The organism is Armatimonas rosea, from assembly GCF_014202505.1.
Taxonomy (GTDB): Bacteria; Armatimonadota; Armatimonadia; order Armatimonadales; family Armatimonadaceae; genus Armatimonas; species Armatimonas rosea.
The window spans coordinates 507,849-525,751 of the sequence record NZ_JACHGW010000002.1; the positions used below are offsets into that span (position 1 = coordinate 507,849).

Sequence of the window (17,903 nt, forward strand, 5' to 3'; positions counted from 1 at the left end):
GCCCGATTCCCTGCCCTCTGATAAAATGACGACATGGCTGCCTCGACCCAAGCCGACCCTCTCCTCCTGCGCTTCCCCTTCGCAGGAGATGCCTCACTTCGCCTCCGTCCCGGCCTGAATATGGCGGACAACGAGGATTTCTTCCTCTTCTGTCAAGACAACGCCGAGCTCCAAATCGAGCGAACTGCGACAGGGGAACTCTCTATCGAAATGCCGACAAAATCTCTTACCAGCAAGCGCAACGCGCTCCTCACCACCTACCTGGGCATGTGGAACCTCCAGAACGGCCTCGGCGATACCTACGAATCCAGTGGTGGCTTTATCTTGCCCAACAGCGCGGTTCGCTCCCCCGATGCGGCCTGGATCTCCCACGAGCGGCTCGCCACCCTCACCCCCGAGCAGCGCGATGGCTTCCTGCCCCTCGCCCCGGACTTCATTGTCGAGCTGCGCTCCGAGACCGACCGGCTCCTGGCTCTCCAAGACAAGATGGAAGAGTGGCGCGACAACGGTGTCCGCCTCGGGCTACTTCTTGACCCCACCACCCGCACGGTCTACCTCTACCGCCCCGACACCGAGCCGCTCACCCTCACGGACCCTGAGGTCGTGGACTGCGCGCCGGAGCTTCCCGGCTTCGCGCTCAATGTCCGCTCGCTGTTTGAGCTGACGGTCTGAGATGTCTCTCACGACAACCTACAAATTTCCGCTTCTTGGCTCTGAGCCTCCCTACAACCACCCGATCCAGTTTTCATTGCCGACATCCTGGAAAAAAGTAAAATTTGAAGCCCCCGAGCCTCATGCGTCGCTGACGCGGCACGGCTATACCTATAGTTTCAAGCACCGAAACCTTGGACTTGATGTGACTCTTATGCTGGAAACCAGTGGGCATCGTGCGCAGACACGCAAGTGGGTTCATGAGTCACAGTTAAAACTGAAACAGGGAAAGACTTGTACCCGCTGGCTCTCCGCGACGGAGATAACCGACGATGGGATTGAGCTGTACCCGTTCTACGAAGTGGGGATGGCTATTCTCTTTTGTGAGTATTCAACGAAGCATCGGAAAGTGATGGAGCCAGTTGTCACAGAGCTGCTTCGTGGAGTGCGGTTTTAGCTGTTTTCGACCGTATACGGCGCGTAGCCGTAGTACTTGGGGCGCTTGTCGAGGCGGACATGGAGCCAAGCGACTCCCGCGCCGGCGGTGCTGAGCCAGAGTGGCGTGTCGCTGAGCTGGGCTTCGATAGTCTTTCCCATGAGCGCGAGGAGGGCGTGCTGTTGCTCCTCGGGGGCGTAGCGGACAAAGGCAGCAAGGTGGGCGTAGGTGGCGGGATGGCTGGTGGGGCAGGGGACAATCAAGGTGGAGTCGCCGCTGAGGTTGGGAAATGCGACCGCGGGCTCGGTGGGCGAGAAGTGCTCCGCAAAGGCAAGCGGGTCAGAGTCGCGCTCCAGCCAGGGGCTGTCGAGAGTCACAAACGCAAAGGGCTGGTCGAGCGTGACCCGTGTGACGGCAGGAGTCTCCCAGCGAAACGCGGTGTAGGGCTGCTCGGCGAGGAGCGTGAGAAAGTGGGTGCGAAACTCGGGGTCACGCTGCCAGAGTGTCAGTACCTCACCGTAGGATTGCTCCAGGTGACAGGGAAGGCGCTCCATCTACCCCTTCTTGCGCGAGAGCACGATGCCGTCGTCGATGGGCACGGCGACCGACTCTAGCTCGGGGTGGGCGAAGGCGAGCGCGAGGTACTCGGGCATCTGGGCGGCGAGGGAGATGGTGTCGTCGCCGATAATCAGGCCGTTGGTGCGGGTCAGGGGAACCGCGAGGCGCAGGTACTCGGCGTACTCGGGCTTCTCGGCATCCAGAAAGACAAAGTCAAAGGGCGCGGAGCCCGTGAGGGTCTTGAGGGTCTGGCAGGCATCGCCCTCGATCAGCGTGATAGTGGCGGCGAGGCCCGCTCGCTCGAAGTTCTCCCGCGCCAGCGCGGCACGGCCCGGGTCGAACTCCAGGGTCACGACCTCGCCGCCATTGGCCGCCACTGCCTCGGCGAACCAGAGAGTGGAGTAGCCATTCGACGTTCCCACCTCAAGCACACGCCTTGCGCCCATGGCCTTGAGCAGCGACGAGAGCAACACGGCGTTCTCGCGGCTGATGTTCCAGTAGGCATCCGCGGTGACTTCGAGCTCGGCGAGGAGAGAGTCGAGGTGAGACATGGCGAGAGGTTATCCTTCTTTGAACGTGAAAAACTTGGCCGCGACAAAGTTCCAGCCTAGGACCACAAACGTGGCGCAGAGCTTGGCGGCATTGAGCGCCTGACGGGTGAAGCCTTGCGTATCGTTGGCCGCCCGGTAGAGCACGAGGTGGAGGGTCTCTTGTGGGGTGTGGTGGGCATTGGTCAGGTGCCAGTGCGCCGCCAGCACGAGCGCCAGAGTCGTGACAATCAGGTTGAGGAGCCAGCCGATCCCATTGGCGGCTAGAAACCGAGAGATCTGCTTCCCCTGGTCGCCTTGGGTGGCGCGGAAGGTCCAGCGCCGGTTCCAGTGGAAGCTATTGGCGACCCCCGCGAGAAAGGCGACCGTCAGCGCCAGGAGAGTCGAGAGCCCTACCCCCAAGAGGAAGTTGTAGATCCCAAAGTCGATGATGGTGGAGGAACCGCCCACGATACAGAACTTGACAAGCTGTGTCAAGCCGGGGCGCTCGCGGAGGGCGTGGAGGATCACGCCCTCAGTATAGCACCTCCGCTTATTGCGAGCTTCCTAGCAACGGGGGATGGCGATCAATAAGCATCAGGAGGCGGCGCAGGTTTACAATCGCAGGCTCGTTCATCTGGAGACGTTCAACGGTTGCTCGTCCTATCGGGGTAATTCCCTCGATATGCACCTGCTCCTCATCCCAGCGGAAGTGCTCGCTCCAAGTGTCCCGACGCGGATGAAAGAGAGGGACGTTCTGATTCGTCTGAGGGTCAAGTGCCGTTAACGCAGCAGCTTTATGACTATTGCAGTTCCAGCAGCACCAGGCGAGATTTGCAAGGTCATCTGAGCCGTGCGCGGAACGAGGCTGTAAATGATCAATCGTGAACGATGCCGAGGAGTGATCGTCGGGCGCTAGACAGTACTCGCAGTGGCCATGGGCACGTTCCCGGACGGCTTGCCGTAGGCGCTCGGTCATTCCACAACTACCGGCTCAAGATGAAGCTCTTGCTTGAGCTGTGCGAAGGGGATCTCTCGCCGCTTGGCCAGAGCAATGGCAGCTTCCAAACGCTCATTGTGCCACTCGTTAGCTTGGCGGACAACGGCAATCAGCTCCCCACGCTCCAGCTCAGTGATGGTTTCGGATTTTTGCTTTACGACGAGTGCGCGGTAGCGCACCCAGAAACTCTCTGAGAGCTCTTGTGTGGCCCGACGTAGGAGCTCCTCATCGCTCGGAGGATTCGGAGCTGTGGCGAACTTGGCCTTTACCGCCTGACGGAGAAGCTCTACGGCAGGGACACCTGTCCTGGCTTCTTCCGCTCGCAAGAGGGACTCGGTTTCCGCGGGGATGGTTAGTGCCATGTGCGTAGTTATCCTGCGACGTTTTCCAGTGCCTTCATGACGGTATTGACATCTTTATCGCCGCGCCCGGAGAGGCAGACGACGAGAATGGTGTCTTTGGAGAGGGTGGGGGCGAGCTTGCGGACATGAGCGAAGGCATGGGCGGTCTCGAGCGCGGGGAGAATCCCCTCGACACGGGAGACCCAGCCCAGCGCATCGAGCGCCTCCGTGTCTGTCACCGCCACATACTCGGCGCGGCCTCGGAGCTTAAACGACGAGTGCTCGGGGCCGATTCCGGGGTAGTCGAGGCCCGCGCTGATGGAGTGCGCCTCCTGAATCTGCCCCCACTCGTCTTGGAGCAAGTACGTGTTGGCACCCTGGAACACCCCCGGACGGCCCATGGTGATGGTCGCGGCGTGCTTGTCGGTGTTGACTCCCGCGCCCGCCGCCTCAACCCCGACCAGCTTGACCGATGTGTCACCCGCAAAGGGGTGGAACATGCCCATGGCGTTGCTCCCGCCCCCCACACACGCGACCACGACATCCGGGAGGCGGCCCTCGACCTCCAGCATCTGCGCCCGTGTTTCCTTGCCGATGACGCTCTGGAAGTCCCGCACGAGCGAGGGGAACGGGTGCGGCCCGACCGCGGAGCCCAGAATATAGTGCGTGTCCCGGACATTGGCGATCCAGTCCCGCATCGCCTCATTGCCGGCGTCTTTGAGGGTCGCGGTGCCGCTGGTCACGGGGCGAACCTCGGCTCCGAGCAGCTTCATGCGAAAGACATTGAGCGCCTGCCGCTCGACATCGACCGCGCCCATGTAGACAATGCAGGGAAAGCCAAACTTGGCACAGACAGTCGCCGTCGCCACGCCGTGCTGCCCCGCGCCCGTCTCGGCGATGATGCGTGGCTTGCCCATACGCCGTGCCAGCAGGATCTGCCCAATCGTGTTGTTGATCTTGTGCGCCCCGGTGTGGCAGAGATCCTCGCGCTTTAAGTAGATCTTCGCCCCGCCCAGCTCACGGGTCAGCCCCTCGGCAAACGTGAGAGGGGTCTCCCGGCCCACAAAGTTCTTGAGGTGGTAGTGGAACTCGCGGTCGAACTCCGGGTCCGCCAGCGCGTCCTGCCACGCCTGCGCAAGCTCTTCCAGCGCGGGAATCAGGGTTTCCGGGACGTAGCGCCCCCCAAACGGGCCAAAGTGCCCGAGCTTATCGGCAGCAGAGACGAAGGTTTCCATACTCCCATTCTACCCGGTGCCGGGTGTCAGGGACGACACGGGCACCGCTTCGCTGCTGGCGTGCCGCCACAAAGTCGCTCCGCGACATGTTGATGCGATAAAGTGAGCAACACATTCAAGGAGGTTGTCGATGAAGTACAGCAAAGAAGTGGGTAGGATCTTGCAAGAAGGCACGCCCGATGAGGTGGCGGCGTGGCTGGAGCATGAGGAAATCGATGTCAATGCGTCGCTGGTACCCTCTACCCCTGCACTCTCTCTGACACCACTCCGGGTGGCGCTGATGGGGAGAAACGCGCCCGTGGTGAAGCTGCTGGCAGAGCGTGGGGCAGTGGTAGACGCAGTGCCGGGCGAGGAACATGCGCCTCTGGCAAGCGCCCTTGTTGCCCAGGATGCCACAACCGCGCGGGTTCTTCTGGAAGCCGGAGTCAATCCTAACTTAGTCGTCGAGGGAGTGTTGCCCCTCGTGCTTGCTCTGGTGAAGAAAGACGAAGCGCTCGTGCGGCTCCTGGTGGAGTTTGGTGCCGACCCTGACCTCGTCTACGATCAATTCGGCACCACACCCCGGCGAATGGCAACCGCCCAAAACTGGGACATCTTCGCCTAACCCCACTCCTACTACTCCCACTCCCCTGTCGCGGAGCGACTTTGCGGCGCCCCGCGCCAGAAGCGCAGCGGAGCCCGCGTCGTTCATGACGCCACGGTGTCGTGGAGGAACGTGGCGGGGACGTGGTCGGTGAGCCAGACGCCGTTGTCGGAGCAGTAGAAGAGATAGCCGGCGGCGTGCATGGCCTGGGTATCGACCGTAAAGAGATGCGGCTTGCCGTGTCGCGCCCCGACACGCCGTGCGGTCTCCAGGTCCGGGGAGAGGTGGACATGGTGGCGCTGCATCTTCTGCAAGCCCTCGTGCCGAATGGTCTCCACACTGCCTGCGCCCGTGCCGTGGTAGAGAGTCGCCGGCGGGGTCTGGGCCACCAGTGCGAGATCGACTTCTACCGAGTGCCCCTGGTTGGCGCGGATGCGCTCGCCGGTCTCATCGAAGCTAAAGCGCTGCTTGTCGTTCTGCGCCACGACCTCGTCGAGCTGGGCGCGGGAGATGGGGAAGCGGTTGCGGGTGCACGCGGCCAACAGCTCCGTCACCCCGACCCAGCCGCCGGGCTGGAGGGTGAGGCCCAGGCGCTCGGGCTGGTGCCGGAGGTGCTTGGAGAGGTACTTGCTAACCTTGACGAGTCGTTCGTCGTTCATGTATTTTTCCTTTTCCGTGGCTCGCGTTTAAGGCAGCGCACCGCCTTACCACGGGTATTGTTCTTTTTTGTTCGTGTCAATTTATCACAAATCTGAAATTGCCGCTCGAATTTAGGGAAAAATCTCGCGAGGTGCCACCAAGCGTGGCATAATCAAGACATGACCAAACTCAAGGCAGGAGTGATTGGGGCGGGCGGGATGGGCTCGACCCACGCGCGGGGCTGGGCAAAGGCCGAGGGCTTTACGCTCGCAGGGATCGCGGATGTGGATTTGTCCAAGGCGGAGGCGCTCGCGGGTAAGTTTGGAGCCACTGCATTTAGCTCGGTGGAGGCGCTACTGGCGTCGGGCGTGGACGCGGTGAGTGTCTGCTTGCCCAGTGCGCTCCATAAAAGTGTCACAGAGCAGGCGCTGGCGGCGGGGTGCCATGTGCTCTGTGAGAAGCCGATGGCGCTGAGCGCAGAGGACTGCGACTCCATGATCGCGGCAGCAAAAGCGGCGGGCAAGCTGCTCTCGGTGGCGCAGGTGGTGCGCTTCTTCTCCGAGTTCGCTAGTGCGCATCGCTTGGTGCAGAGCGGCGCGGTGGGCAACCCCGCCGTGGTGCGCACCCGGCGCGGCGGGGGCTTTCCCGGCTGGTCGAGCTGGTTTGGCGACGAGGCACAGTCGGGGGGGATTCTCTTTGACCTCGCCGTCCACGATATCGACTGGCTCCTCTGGACCTTTGGACCGGTGGTGCGGGTCTACGCCAAGGGCCTCACCGAGCGCGGGTTTGAGCGGCTCGACCACGCGCTGCTCACGCTACGGCACGCCAGCGGTGCGATCAGCCACACCGAGGTAACCTGGGCCGATCCCAAGGGCGGCGGGGCGACCTTTGAGATCGCGGGCGATGCGGGGCTCCTCTCCCACGACTCGCGCAAGGAGGTCTCGCTGAGCTTTCGGACCGAGACCCGCACCGGCACCGGCCGCCCGCTGATCCCCGAGGACGACCCCTACGACCAGCAGATTGCCGCCTTTGCCAAGGCCATCACGGAGGGCGGTCCGCTTGCCGTGACCGCAGACGAAGGACGGGCAGCGGTCGCGGTCGCCGCCGCCGCCCGAGAGTCGTTGAAGACAGGCCGCGCGATCGCACTCTAAGGAGCTATGACTATGTTCTCGTTCTCCCCTAACCCCTACACCCGCCGCCGCCAGCAGCTTGCCACGGGGCTCGCCGCGGTCTCGGGAGTCACGCTGGCGCTCGTGCTCGGCAGCACCCTCCGGCTACGTCCTCGGGCGGTGTCCCCGCGCCCCAACCTCCTCTCCACCGCGAGCTTTGGGCAGGTGGCTCTCTCCCCGGACGGGACCCGCGAGGTGGCGTTTAAGGGAGGACAGGTTGTCTTGCGGGATCGGAACACCGGTAAGCCGCTGGCGCTCTACCGCGACAGCAGTATCCAAGGCGTGCGCTTCACGCCCGGCGGGAGTGAGGTGCTGGTGCATGTCCTGAGAATGCGCCGTGTTCCCGGCCAAGCGCTGGCGCAGCTCTCAGACCACGTCATGGTGCTCGACCCTATCACCGGACAGAAAAAAGGCGAGGGGCCGTACACCCTGACCCGCTAAGCAGGGCCCCAAGGAACCATGACGATGTTTTCCCACAACTCCTCAACACGACGCCGTCAACTTATTGCCTTAGGTTTCCTGGCGAGTACTGCCCTCCTGACCGGGACTCTGCTGGTGGCCTACTCGCTTCGTCTTCCTTCCGTAAAGCGCACCAAGAACCCACGGTCGATACAGGCTCTCGGTGCGGCTCGCTCCCAGGGCAAGCTCCGGCGTGTGGGATCGGTTGCGCTCCCCGGCCGCCCGACGGCTCTTGCGATGCTCCCCGATAACCGAGTTGTCGTGGGGCTGACCCGGGACGACGGTGAGGCCTTTCTTGAGATTCGGGATGCGACAGCCAAGGCCGTCGAGCACCGCTTCTCAGTCAAGGCCCCGGTCTATCTCCTGCGGGTGGCACCCAGTGGCAAGGAGCTTGTCTACGCGACCGATCTGCCGGAGGGCAAGCTGTATCGGCTCGACCTGACCCAGATGCAGACCAGCCTGCTCGCGGTTGCAGATCATCCCAGTAACCCGTGGTGCCGTGCTGCCTACTCACCCGATAGCCAGCTCTTGGCCTTCGTGACAGGGGGAAGAACTGCCACTCTGATCGATACCAAGACCGGGGCGCAGCGCGCTCAGATTCCTCTTGTGGGCACAGGGACATATGATGATCGGATCGACTCGCTGAGCTTCTCGCCGCAGGGAGACCAGCTGGCGCTGGGCGGGGTGGTGCAGCACCAGAGTGTCCTCCAGCTCTGGGACGTCAATACACAGCAACCGAGTGTGTTTTGGGTTCCTGGCACCGGCTCACTTACCTACTCGCCCGATGGCCAGTTCGTCGCAGGCCTCGATCGCGACGGCCGCTACTACGTTCGTCGCGTCACCGATGGCCGGGCAGTTCGCCAGGGCGGCGACCTTCCTGCGATCTTTAGAGACACTCCTACGAGCTGGGGCGATGAAGCGATCCACTACCCTGGACGGGGTGGGACGCTACGCTTTCTTCCGGGGACAAACTATCTTATCTTTGCGGGCGACACCGAGGCGGGAGTGGTGGATTTGACAGGGCAAGCACAGTGGCTCTTCCTCCCGGTCTCGTTTCCCAGCCACCTCCAGCGCTACTATGGCGATGCCCACGCGGCGTGCTCGGAGGATGGCAAGCGCTTGCTGCTACATGACTTTCACTCTGTGTATTTCTTTGAGCGGGACTAAGAACAACTATGCTGAAAATTGGAATTCTCTCGACGGCGCACATGCACGCTGGGGCCTATGTCGCGGGCCTGCGTGGCTCGTCGGAGGCGCAGATCGTGGGGCTCTGGGACGACGACACGGCGCGTAAGGACCAGCGGGCGGCGGGCTTTGGGATCGCGGCCTACGAGACCCTGGAGGGCTTGCTGGACGCGTCGGACGCTGTGGTGATCTGCTCGGAGAACGTCAAGCACCGTGCCCTCACCGAGGCGGCGGCGGCAGCGGGCAAGCACGTGATCTCCGAGAAGCCCCTCGCGCCCGATGCCGACGATGCCAAAGCTATGGTGGATGCCTGCGCCAAGGCGGGCGTGCACCTCTATACCGCGTTTCCCTGCCGCTTCTCCCCAGCGTTCTGGCAGCTCAAGAGCGCGGTCGAGAACGGCGACCTGGGCGAGGTGCTGGCGGCGCGCTGCACCAACCAGGGAATGTGCCCCGGCGGCTGGTTTATCGACACCAAGCTCTCCGGCGGCGGCGCGGTGATGGACCACACGGTTCATGTGACCGACCTGCTCCGCGCCCTGCTCAACGACGAAGCCCGCGAGGTCTACTGCGAGGCCAGCAACGCCTTCGCGCACTCGGACTACGACGACGCGGGGATCTCGACGATCACCTTTGAGAGCGGCATCTACGCCAGCCTTGATGCATCGTGGTCCCGCCCGAAGTCCTTCCCTACCTGGGGCAATGTGACGATGAGCGTGGTCGGCACCAAGGGCGTGATCGAGATGGACATGTTCGCGCAAGAGTCTGTTCTCTACTCGGACAAGACCAATAAGGTCAGCTACCAGAACTGGGGCAGCAATATCGATGCCGGGATGGTGACCGCCTTTGTCCGCGCCTGCCAGGGCGACGAGGCATCGCACAAAATGCTCGCGTCGGGAATCGACGGCCTCCGTGCCGTAGAAGTGGTCGAGGCGGCCTACAAGAGTGTCACCACCCACCAGCCTGCGCTGGTGGTACGGCGCTAACCTGTGGGGCAATGTGCCGGGCATTGAAATACCCGGCACAGAGTTGGGAGCGTCCCGAGGACGCGCAGAGCTCCTGATATCCTGCGCTCTCGGGGCGTGGGCTTCGCGGAAGGCGTGATGCACCAAACCTCCCCCTTCGCGGAGCCGGAGGGGGAAAGCCGTCTAAGCGGCAGGGGGAGGCAGAGTGGCCGGGGGTAGGCAAAAAGCCGCTAAACGCTCCGCACAACACTGAGCGAGAACGGGGGTAGCTCTATGGCTTGGCCTGTGACCATGCGCTTTGTCGGAGGGAGGCTGCGGCGGGGGCGGCTCTTCTCCCCGGCGTCTTTCCAGGCGTACTCCGCGTCGCTGTAGCGCCAGGTGTCTTGCCAGTGGGGGCCGTCGGGGAGCGGGAGGCGGTAGGTGCGCCTCCGGTCCCGGTTGAGCAGGAGCAGCGCCCAGCGGCTGTCGGGGCGCTTGACGGCATAGACTCCCACATCGGGGTGGGATGCCGTGGCCTCGTAGAGCTGGTGGGGCTGCTCGCCGGGCTGTGCCCAGACCTGCGTGAGCAAGTAGGCGCTCCAGTAGGCGGGGAGCCGTGCTACGATTTTCCCTTCGTCGTCGGCGAGAAACGGGGTGAGGTTGCCCCAGCTCGCGCCCTTCATGTCTTTCTCTTTGAGCAGTGTCGCGGGCTCGTAGCCGTAGAGATAGGCCGTCGTCCCGCCGCGTAGCAGAAATCGTGCGACAATCTCGGCATTGAGGAGTGCACTCGGCAGATCGACTTCGGCGCGGGCGGCAAAGGGCGACCAGCCGTACTCGGAGATCATCCAGGGAATCTTGCGGCTCAGCCCCTCGCTCTGGAGCTTGGCGAGGGCATCGTCGAGGAGCTTGGGGTGCTGCTTGAGCTGCTTGGCGGGGTCGAGGTCCAGCGCGTCGAAGGGGTACCACTCAAACGTAAAGAAGCCAAAGAGCTCCTCGGCACCGTGGCCCTTGAGGTAGCGCAGGAAGCGGCGGTACCAGGCGCGGTCGCCGTGGGAGTCGGGCCAGTGGATCCAGCCCTCGACCGCGGTCTGGAAGCTTGGGCCACCCAGGGTGAGCTGCGGGTCGGCGGCGTGGAGGGCACGTGCCCACTGGAGATAGAGCGCCCCGTAGTCCTCCGGCGTGATGTACTGACCGTCGGGCTCTTCCCCCAACTCCAAGTGTGTCACAGGCAGCTTGTTCTCACGAAGATAGCGCAGCAGGGCCAGCGCGTTCTCGGGGGTGTCGTAGACCACGCTGACGGGCGTGAGCATCGGGAGCCCCGATGTCAGCCCGCTGGCGACCACGGTGTCGAGACCGGGCTGCTCGGTGTCTTTATCGCGGTCAACGGCGCGGTGCCAGGGATCGGTGGACGAGGCCCAAGTCGGGGTTTGCTTGTCGTGGTGGGGTGCATGGCGCACCAGCTCGCGGCCCTTGTGATCTTGCACATCGAGAGAGTGGAGCGCGTAGCCACAGGCATCGCGCGGATCGGCGGGGGGCGTCGTGGGCTCGCTGCGCTCTAAAAGCCAGAGCCGTAGGAAGCGCACCTTCTGGGGAATCGAGCCAAGGGCGATGGTCTGCACGCCGCCTGTGCCGTTTTCAATGATCCCCTTGGGGAAGACTTGCCAGGTGGTTGCTTCCTCGAAGGTCTGCTCAAAGGTCTCCGCCCCGAGTGCGTACTCCACCCGGAAGTGTGTGGCGTAGGGGGTGGCCCAGTGCAGGCGCAGGCTCCGTACCGCGACAAAGCGCCCCAGATCGACCACGACCCACTGCGGGTGCGCGGCGTTGGGCTCGTGGGTGTAGACCCGGTCCAGGTAGGGATTGCTCTTCCAGAACGAGCGCGGGTCGCCGTCGGTCAGGCGCGAGTAGCCATCGTCGTTGGCTTGGTCGATCGTGTTGCCGCGCCGTGGCAGGCGGTAGCCCCAGCTCTTGGCAATTCCGCCGGAGGGGGCGCTCACGCTCGAGGAAGAGGTCCAGTACCCGGAGCGGGTCTGTGGCTCGCTCCAGGTGCCCTCGGGGTTCCAGTGCCAGGCCTGGATCGCCAGCTCGGTGCGGAGGCGGTAGCTCAGGCGCGGCAGGCCCATCGCGCGCATCTGACGCACCACCTCAGGCCGGTAGACACGGTCGGTGATGCCTTGGTCGGCACCATCTACCCCCGCACCAAAGGCCACGTTTGGGCGAAAAATCGCGGTGGGTTTTCGGGTCGAGAGAGCAATGGTGACGGTCGCTGTCGGGGGGGTGAGTCGTGGCACGGGAGAGAGTATACCCGCTGTCAAAGTGCCCGATGCCCAACGCTCAACGCCCGGACACTCGTTGTCCGGGTGCTTGCGTCCCTACATCAACTGCGTCCCTACGGTAACCCGGGTACACTGTGAGCATGCGCACCCCAAAACTAACCGATGCCGCGGTGCAAGCGGCGCTGGCGCTCCGTGCGGGCTGGAGCCTAGAGAACGGTAGGATCTCCCGCACCTTCACGTTCCCGGACTTTGTTGCCGCGATGCGCTTTGTCAACGCCGTGGCCGACGCCGCGGAGGCGGCGGACCACCACCCAGATATCGACATTCGCTACAACAAAGTGACTCTTGCGCTCACGACCCACGACTCGGGGGGGCTGACGGAGAAGGACTTCGCGCTGGCCGCACAGGCCGATACAATAGCCGCGTGAAGTTTACGGTCCTAGCGGAGCACGAGGGAGTCGCCACGGTCGCGGGGTGGGAGCGCAGTATCGGGCAGTTTGTCGCGCAGGGCGAGCCGTTGCTACGCCTGCGAAAGACCGACGGCACGGAGCTCTCCCTCGTCTCCCCGGTCTACGGCGTGCTCTTCAAGAAAGCGGTTCTGGAGGCCGAGGCGGTCGAGGCGGGCGAGCCACTTGCGGTGCTAGCCGGTGTCACCGAGGTGAAGACAACGAGCGCCCCCGAGCCGGACTATGTTCCGGTCGGCCCCGAGACTAGGCTCCTCCCCACTGAGCGTGAGCAGCAAATCGCCCGGCACCATGCCGCCGCCCTTGCGCTTGTGCCGCACCAGTACACCACTCTCGCAGTCCATCTCACCGAGGTGCAGCGCTTGCAGGAAAAGACCGGCGCACCCCGCGTCGCGTTCTTTCTCGCCGCGGTTGCGGCCGCGCTCAAGGCACATCCCCGCTGCAACGCCGCTTGGCTCGCCCCCGACGATATCCGGCTCCGTCAAGATATTCATGTCTGCCTGCCCCAGCCCGACGGCACCTTTCCCGTGATAGTGGATGCGGACCGGCAGAGTGTCCTCGCTCTTGCACGTGCCCTCGAAGCTCCTCACAACCTACCGCCGACCCAGGCCACCTTCACGCTCACGCTTGGCGAGGCGCTCACCCAGACCCCGATCCTGCACACCCCACAGACGGCGCACCTGTATCTCGGCTCCACGGGAGTGCTCACCCTCGCCCACGACCCGCGCGTGGTGGACAGCTTCGCCGCCACTGCGTTTCTTAAAGAAGTCCAGCGCAACCTAGAAGAGACCCGCTTCCTCTTTATTTAACCTGTCGCGGAGCGACTTTGCGGCGCTCGCGCCAGCAGCGAAGCGGTGCCCCCTCGTCCATGAGGGCTTGGCCTAGGCGCCGGGGCCTTTGATGCGCCCGATACGCTCCAGAATCCGCTTGGTCTCGCCTTGGCGGTAGCGCACCCAGTCGTCCCAGAGCTTGGTCGTGCTGGGGAGGCGCTCCTTGGCGATCGCGAGGCCCTTGAGCGTGTACTCGAACTGCTCGTTGAGGAGGGTCCCGTTGGGGTAGGTCGAGCACTTGTAGCGGTGGGTCCAGCTCGCAAACGGCCCCTCGACCTGCTGGATCGCAAAGACACGTGGCTCCTCGCGCTCGCTGACGGTCGCGGTGATATCGCCCCAGGGGCCGCCCCGGAAGAGCACCAGCGCGCCCACTTGCTCCGCGATCCCCGTCGCCGTCTCTTTCTGGTCATCGGGGCAGACGCGTGCGTGGTTGCTGAGCTCGGTGACAAAGGCAAAGACCGCCTCGGGGGGGCGCTCGATAAAAAGCTGGTACTGGCGACGGATAGGTGAAGACACGGTTAATATTCTATCCGATGCAGAAAGTCTTCTAGAGCACCTTGCGGATGCCCCGGAGCCAGCGGGAGGGCACCGAGGCCACCGCCGCCGTTTGGGGTGGGCCACCAGCGGGTCTTGGTGCCGGGATAGAGCGCGACTGCGGCGAGCGTGCCGGGGATGGCATCGCGGTAGGCATGCATCGTCAGGAGATCGTCGGTGAGGGCATCGTCGTGGCTCGTGAGGCGGTACTTGGCATCGAAGTGAATACGCGTCTTGCCCAGCTCCAGGGTGATATCGGGGCGCACCGGACGGGTCCAAGTGGTGAGGGTGGGGTTGTAGGTTAGGCAGAGAGTCGGGGTCTCCAGGCGTAGCTCGGTGCCCCGGCGCAGGGTGAGTGCGGTGCCATCGCGGGCGGGCGTAAGGAGCTTGTCGTAGGGGAGCGCGACCCCAAACACGCTCTCCACCGCCTCAGCGACCTCGAAGAAGCACCAGTACTCGTAGAGCGTTGCCACATCGCGCCGGCCCGCCCCAAAGACCGCCTGACCACCGTCCCAGGAGAGCCGGAGTGCTTGCTGGGCGGCGAGCCAGGTGCGGTAGAGCTCACGGTAGCCGCTGCGCCGCTCCCAGAGCTTGCTGGAGACGGGAATCTGCGTTAAGGCCCCGACCTCGGCGAAAACCGGGTGCGCCAGAGCACGCTCCAGCCGGTGGATGAGCCCACGTGCCTCACGCTTGAGGCGCTCGGTGACGCAGCACTCCTCCAGTGCGTGCAGGAGCTGGCTCAGGGCATGGCGGACGAAGCGGTTCTCGGGGGTGTCGTAGGTCTCGGTGGGGTGGGTGTGGGGGAGCTGTTGCGGGACCGTGGTCAGGCCGCGCTCTGCCAGCCGGTGCCCTGCGGGGACAGGCTGGCGTGGTGTGGCCGTGGCGAGCCAGCGCACCGCACGGGGCGTGAGCCGCCGTGCACGACTGAGGGGCTGCTGCTCCGTTTCCGGGGTCAGCACGCGGTGCGGGTCGGCGAGGATACGCGCGAGCGCTTGCTGAAACTCCCCGCTCTCCAGCAGGCCACGCAGGAGAAAAAAGCGCTCGGTGAGACGGGCGGGGTCGGTCTGCTCGCTGGGGGTCACGGGTGAGGTGATATCGGTGCGCTGGCGCAGGAGCAGGTCGGTGGCGCGCCGTGCAATCGCTTCGAGCAGGAGGCGAAAGTCCGTGCGGTAGGAGAGCTTGGTCGAGACAATCTCCAGTCCCACACGGGCTCTCTCTCTACCCGTTTCGTCTTCCAGCACCAGAGTCAGTAAGCCGGCTTCGTTGCCCGCCGTGAGGGTGCCCGTGTGCGGGTTGGTGCGGCTACGCTGGACAGGGCCACCGTCGCGGAGCCGCCAGCCGTGGGGGGCACCCGACAGAGCCCACTCCGCCACCCCGTTCTCCCGGAGCTGCACGGGCTCCTCGCCGAAGGCGGACGCCTCGGTGGGGGAGATTTGCTGGAGGGAGTCGGAGTAGAGGATGAGCTGCCCCCCGCCCCCCGCCTGCCCCCTGCCCCCCGCAAGCGGGGGAAATATAAGGGTGTGGGGGTTACTCAAAGGCGTAGCCCCCGAAGCCATCGCGCAGGAGCCGGGCTTGGAGGGTGCGGAGGGCGGCGGTGGTCTGGGGCCAGTCCTGGGCCTGGGCGAGGGTGAGCAGGGCATCCAAGGCGGGCGCGAGGCGTCGCTGGGAGCCATGGAGGCGGGGGAGGATCTTCAGGCAGAGCGCGGTATCGAGTGCCATGTCGACCTGGTCATCCCACTGGAGCTGCTGGTAGGCGGTGCAGAAACGCAGGATCTCCGTGGCGGTACGCAGGCCGAAGCCAAGGTCGTGGGGGGTGAGGGTCTCGCTGAGGCGCAGGAGGCTTGCTTTCTCCTTTCCCAGCCCCGATGGGCTCGGGAGGGGCGAGAGAAGTGTCGTGCCGAAGCTGCTCCCTTGGCCGGCGAGCAGCTCAGGGCGGACGGGAGTCGGGTTGTCGAGGAGGGTGGCCAGGTTGGCGCTATCGACCGTCAGGACACTCGCCCGATCCAGCACCTTGGGCGAGAGTGGGTGCGTGGTCTCATCGATATTGACTGTGCCGATCAGAAAGAGATTACGCGGCCAAGCCAGAGTCTCCGGGGGGGCTCCGCCTAGAAAAATCGCCTCGCCCGACTCCATCGCGGAGAGCAGGTCGGCACCGTAGCGCTCGATCGGGCTGAGGTTGAGCTCGTCGAGGATCAGGAAGTGGGGCAGGTCGGGCTGCTGGTTGGCGGCGCGCAGGAGCTCCAGGGCGGGTGTCGTGACATAGCGGCTGGGATCGAGCGCATCGGGGTAGCCGAGCAGGGGGTCGCGGCTGGTCCAGTCCGGCCCGACCGCCACCAAAGCATAAGGCGCACCGAGCCAGCGTGCCAGCGCCTGCGCCAGCCGTGTCTTCCCCGAGCCCGAGAGCCCTGCCAGGATCACAAAGGGCTTGGCGCGCAGGGCGGCGAAGAACGCCGTGAGCCGCGCCTCGCTGTAGTGCAGCCCGACTGCCGTGCAGGCGCTCCGAAACGCAGGCACGAGCCCGGTCATATCCGCCGTCGCTGTATAGGCCACCTCGGGCTCGCGGACAACTGCTGGAGCGATAGGCCTTGCACTGACTGTCGGCTTGCGGCCCTTGCGGCGGTAGATCGGCTCGGGCTGGTCCTCGGTGAGGAGCTCGGTGTAGAGGCGCAGGCTCTCGCGCAGGTGGGCAAGGAAGCTCTCGCCGTCGAGGGTCTCGGCAAAGAACTCCTGCGGGTTGTGGAAGGCATCGTTGAAGCGGTAGGTGGGGCTGTCGACATCCAGCGCGCTCTCGGGGAGCGGCGTGCGCTTCTGCGTGCTGAGGAGCACCTCCGGGGGATGGGTCGCCGACTTCATGATCCCGGCTACCAGCCCGCGCCCGTGCGGCTCGACACTGACAGCCAGGTAGAAGCCCTCTTGGATCTTTTGCTCCGGTCCCAGGATGCAGAGCCAAGGCACCTTGACCGCCTTGCCTCGCCCTACGGAGACCTCTACGGTAAAGGGCAAGAACGACTCCGGGAGAAGCATTCGCTCGAGCTGCGCCTTGAGCTCCAAAAGCTGGGTGAGGGTCGCCTGAACACGCGGGTCTTTGACGGTAACGGCGGCGGGTGGTTCGTTCCACGCGGCGCGGCTCTGGCAGAGATCTTGGAGGATTTGGGTAAGAGACATGGGGCCTCTAAAACAAAAAAACGATCTCGCCGTTCCCCGGCGGATCGCTGTTTACTGGTTGAGTATGAATATAGTATAGCACGTCCAAGTGGTAATTTGCCACAGTATTTGTGGGATTTGGATTTTGTTCTAGTAAGGAAATAGTGGGTTTATGTTCTCTCTGAAGCTCTGGAATTTGTTTAAATTAGAAGGGATGCCCTGTAAATGCTGTATTTGTGTCTCGTAATTGTCTCATTATCTGATGTCGCGGAGCGACTTTGTGGCGCAAGCGCCAGCCGCAGAGCGGAGCCGCCCACGTTAATGTGGGCAGCTCCGAAGTATTTTAGAAGCGCACGCCGACCCCGAGGCTGAGGTTGCTGGGGTTGATCTTGTTGGTTCCTAGGCGCGGGGAGGCGGTCGCGGTGTAGGCGAGCTCGGCGACATAGCGGCGGCCAAAGCTCTGCCCGACAAAGAGACGTCCCCCCAGCACATCGGACGATGTCGTGGTGGTGGTCATGGTGGTGGTGGTCTTACCGCTGGTGTTGCTGGTGGAGAGCGACGTGCTGAGGCTGTAGATCCCAACCCCGACCCCGTAGTAGAGGGCCGGGTTGCTGGCGGAGCGCACTCGGTACTGGAATCCAAACCCTCCCGCCATCTCGTTGCTACTCACATCGTCGCCCGCGCTGTTTTCGTAGCTGCGGCTCTTGCTGACTCCCTGCGCATAGAGGCCCCAGGTGCCCTCTTTGAAGCCCCCGAGGTCGTAGCTGAGAATGCTGGAGGCGGGGCTGTCGCCCAAGAAGGTCTTCCCCGACGACGAAAGCGGGCGTGCGACTCCGAGCTGGAGCTGCCAGCGCTTCTCCTTCCCGTCGGCGTGGGCGGCCAGCCCAGTCAAAAATAGGGCGCAAAGGGTGATGCTAAGTTTCTTCATGGTTGT

General features: G+C 64.1%; 21 protein-coding genes. 9 read left to right on the forward strand and 12 right to left on the reverse strand.

The genetic code is table 11. The annotated features are described in order from the left end of the window. The first annotated feature begins 33 nt into the window (after positions 1 to 33). Positions 34 to 672: a Uma2 family endonuclease gene (locus tag HNQ39_RS10270; RefSeq protein ID WP_184194947.1), complete on the forward strand. Its 639-nt coding sequence runs from the start codon at positions 34 to 36 to the stop codon at positions 670 to 672. 1 nt (position 673) lies between these two features. Continuing rightward, the gene (locus HNQ39_RS10275) at positions 674 to 1,108 is read left to right on the forward strand and encodes a hypothetical protein (RefSeq protein WP_184194950.1); all 435 of its coding nucleotides are present in this window, start codon (positions 674 to 676) and stop codon (positions 1,106 to 1,108) included. Here HNQ39_RS10275 and HNQ39_RS10280 read toward each other — a convergent pair. The 6 genes from HNQ39_RS10280 to trpB are packed head-to-tail and all read right to left on the reverse strand — an operon-like array spanning position 1,105 to position 4,748. Continuing rightward, entirely contained in the window at positions 1,105 to 1,641 is a 537-nt protein-coding gene (locus HNQ39_RS10280; protein WP_184194953.1) for a DUF6940 family protein, read from the reverse strand. The genes HNQ39_RS10275 and HNQ39_RS10280 overlap by 4 nt on opposite strands. Continuing rightward, complete coding sequence (locus tag HNQ39_RS10285) at positions 1,642 to 2,196, reverse strand: O-methyltransferase (RefSeq protein ID WP_184194956.1); 555 nt, start codon at positions 2,194 to 2,196, stop codon at positions 1,642 to 1,644. A 9-nt stretch (positions 2,197 to 2,205) separates the two neighbouring features. Beyond that, positions 2,206 to 2,703 (reverse strand): GtrA family protein, encoded by a 498-nt coding sequence (locus HNQ39_RS10290; RefSeq protein ID WP_184194958.1) that lies wholly within the window; start codon positions 2,701 to 2,703, stop codon positions 2,206 to 2,208. 22 nt (positions 2,704 to 2,725) lie between these two features. Further along, positions 2,726 to 3,151 (reverse strand): HNH endonuclease, encoded by a 426-nt coding sequence (locus tag HNQ39_RS30545; RefSeq protein ID WP_184194961.1) that lies wholly within the window; start codon positions 3,149 to 3,151, stop codon positions 2,726 to 2,728. After that, positions 3,148 to 3,534, reverse strand: coding sequence for a hypothetical protein (locus HNQ39_RS10300; RefSeq protein WP_184194964.1), 387 nt, complete (start codon positions 3,532 to 3,534; stop codon positions 3,148 to 3,150). Before HNQ39_RS10300 ends, HNQ39_RS30545 begins: the two co-directional genes overlap by 4 nt. An 8-nt stretch (positions 3,535 to 3,542) precedes the next feature. Further along, positions 3,543 to 4,748: a tryptophan synthase subunit beta gene (trpB, locus tag HNQ39_RS10305; protein ID WP_184194967.1), complete on the reverse strand. Its 1,206-nt coding sequence runs from the start codon at positions 4,746 to 4,748 to the stop codon at positions 3,543 to 3,545. Positions 4,749 to 4,878: 130 nt separating this feature from the next. Here trpB and HNQ39_RS10310 point away from each other — a divergent pair, with 130 nt between their 5' ends. Further along, positions 4,879 to 5,352: an ankyrin repeat domain-containing protein gene (locus tag HNQ39_RS10310; protein ID WP_184194970.1), complete on the forward strand. Its 474-nt coding sequence runs from the start codon at positions 4,879 to 4,881 to the stop codon at positions 5,350 to 5,352. 83 nt (positions 5,353 to 5,435) lie between these two features. Here the strand turns inward: HNQ39_RS10310 and HNQ39_RS10315 are convergent, their stop codons facing one another. Next, positions 5,436 to 5,990 (reverse strand): RNA 2'-phosphotransferase, encoded by a 555-nt coding sequence (locus tag HNQ39_RS10315; RefSeq protein WP_184194973.1) that lies wholly within the window; start codon positions 5,988 to 5,990, stop codon positions 5,436 to 5,438. Between the two features lie 159 nt (positions 5,991 to 6,149). On the opposite strand from HNQ39_RS10315, the gene HNQ39_RS10320 reads away from it, so the two are divergent. The 4 genes from HNQ39_RS10320 to HNQ39_RS10335 are packed head-to-tail and all read left to right on the forward strand — an operon-like array spanning position 6,150 to position 9,766. Continuing rightward, positions 6,150 to 7,121 carry a Gfo/Idh/MocA family protein gene (locus HNQ39_RS10320; RefSeq protein WP_184194975.1) on the forward strand — a complete coding sequence of 324 codons (972 nt, stop codon included), beginning with the start codon at positions 6,150 to 6,152 and terminating at the stop codon, positions 7,119 to 7,121. A 12-nt stretch (positions 7,122 to 7,133) separates the two neighbouring features. Further along, entirely contained in the window at positions 7,134 to 7,580 is a 447-nt protein-coding gene (locus HNQ39_RS10325; protein WP_184194978.1) for a hypothetical protein, read from the forward strand. Between the two features lie 24 nt (positions 7,581 to 7,604). Continuing rightward, positions 7,605 to 8,765 (forward strand): WD40 repeat domain-containing protein, encoded by a 1,161-nt coding sequence (locus HNQ39_RS10330; RefSeq protein WP_184194980.1) that lies wholly within the window; start codon positions 7,605 to 7,607, stop codon positions 8,763 to 8,765. An 8-nt stretch (positions 8,766 to 8,773) separates the two neighbouring features. After that, complete coding sequence (locus HNQ39_RS10335; RefSeq protein WP_184194983.1) at positions 8,774 to 9,766, forward strand: Gfo/Idh/MocA family protein; 993 nt, start codon at positions 8,774 to 8,776, stop codon at positions 9,764 to 9,766. 209 nt (positions 9,767 to 9,975) lie between these two features. Here HNQ39_RS10335 and HNQ39_RS10340 read toward each other — a convergent pair whose 3' ends face one another. Beyond that, positions 9,976 to 12,012 (reverse strand): discoidin domain-containing protein, encoded by a 2,037-nt coding sequence (locus tag HNQ39_RS10340; protein ID WP_184194986.1) that lies wholly within the window; start codon positions 12,010 to 12,012, stop codon positions 9,976 to 9,978. Between the two features lie 125 nt (positions 12,013 to 12,137). Here HNQ39_RS10340 and HNQ39_RS10345 point away from each other — a divergent pair, with 125 nt between their 5' ends. Beyond that, positions 12,138 to 12,425: a 4a-hydroxytetrahydrobiopterin dehydratase gene (locus HNQ39_RS10345; RefSeq protein ID WP_184194989.1), complete on the forward strand. Its 288-nt coding sequence runs from the start codon at positions 12,138 to 12,140 to the stop codon at positions 12,423 to 12,425. After that, complete coding sequence (locus tag HNQ39_RS10350) at positions 12,422 to 13,270, forward strand: 2-oxo acid dehydrogenase subunit E2 (protein WP_184194992.1); 849 nt, start codon at positions 12,422 to 12,424, stop codon at positions 13,268 to 13,270. Before HNQ39_RS10345 ends, HNQ39_RS10350 begins: the two co-directional genes overlap by 4 nt. 72 nt (positions 13,271 to 13,342) lie before the next feature. On the opposite strand, the gene HNQ39_RS10355 is transcribed toward HNQ39_RS10350, so the two are convergent. The 4 genes from HNQ39_RS10355 to HNQ39_RS10370 form a co-directional block, all read right to left on the reverse strand. Continuing rightward, positions 13,343 to 13,807 (reverse strand): SRPBCC family protein, encoded by a 465-nt coding sequence (locus tag HNQ39_RS10355; RefSeq protein WP_184194995.1) that lies wholly within the window; start codon positions 13,805 to 13,807, stop codon positions 13,343 to 13,345. 2 nt (positions 13,808 to 13,809) lie between these two features. Continuing rightward, on the reverse strand, positions 13,810 to 15,360 hold the full coding sequence (locus HNQ39_RS10360; protein ID WP_184194998.1) for a DUF2357 domain-containing protein: 1,551 nt from the start codon (positions 15,358 to 15,360) through the stop codon (positions 13,810 to 13,812). After that, positions 15,353 to 16,990, reverse strand: coding sequence for an McrB family protein (locus tag HNQ39_RS10365; protein ID WP_184195001.1), 1,638 nt, complete (start codon positions 16,988 to 16,990; stop codon positions 15,353 to 15,355). Before HNQ39_RS10365 ends, HNQ39_RS10360 begins: the two co-directional genes overlap by 8 nt. A 322-nt stretch (positions 16,991 to 17,312) precedes the next feature. Further along, entirely contained in the window at positions 17,313 to 17,897 is a 585-nt protein-coding gene (locus tag HNQ39_RS10370) for a hypothetical protein (protein WP_184195005.1), read from the reverse strand. Positions 17,898 to 17,903 lie beyond the last annotated feature (6 nt).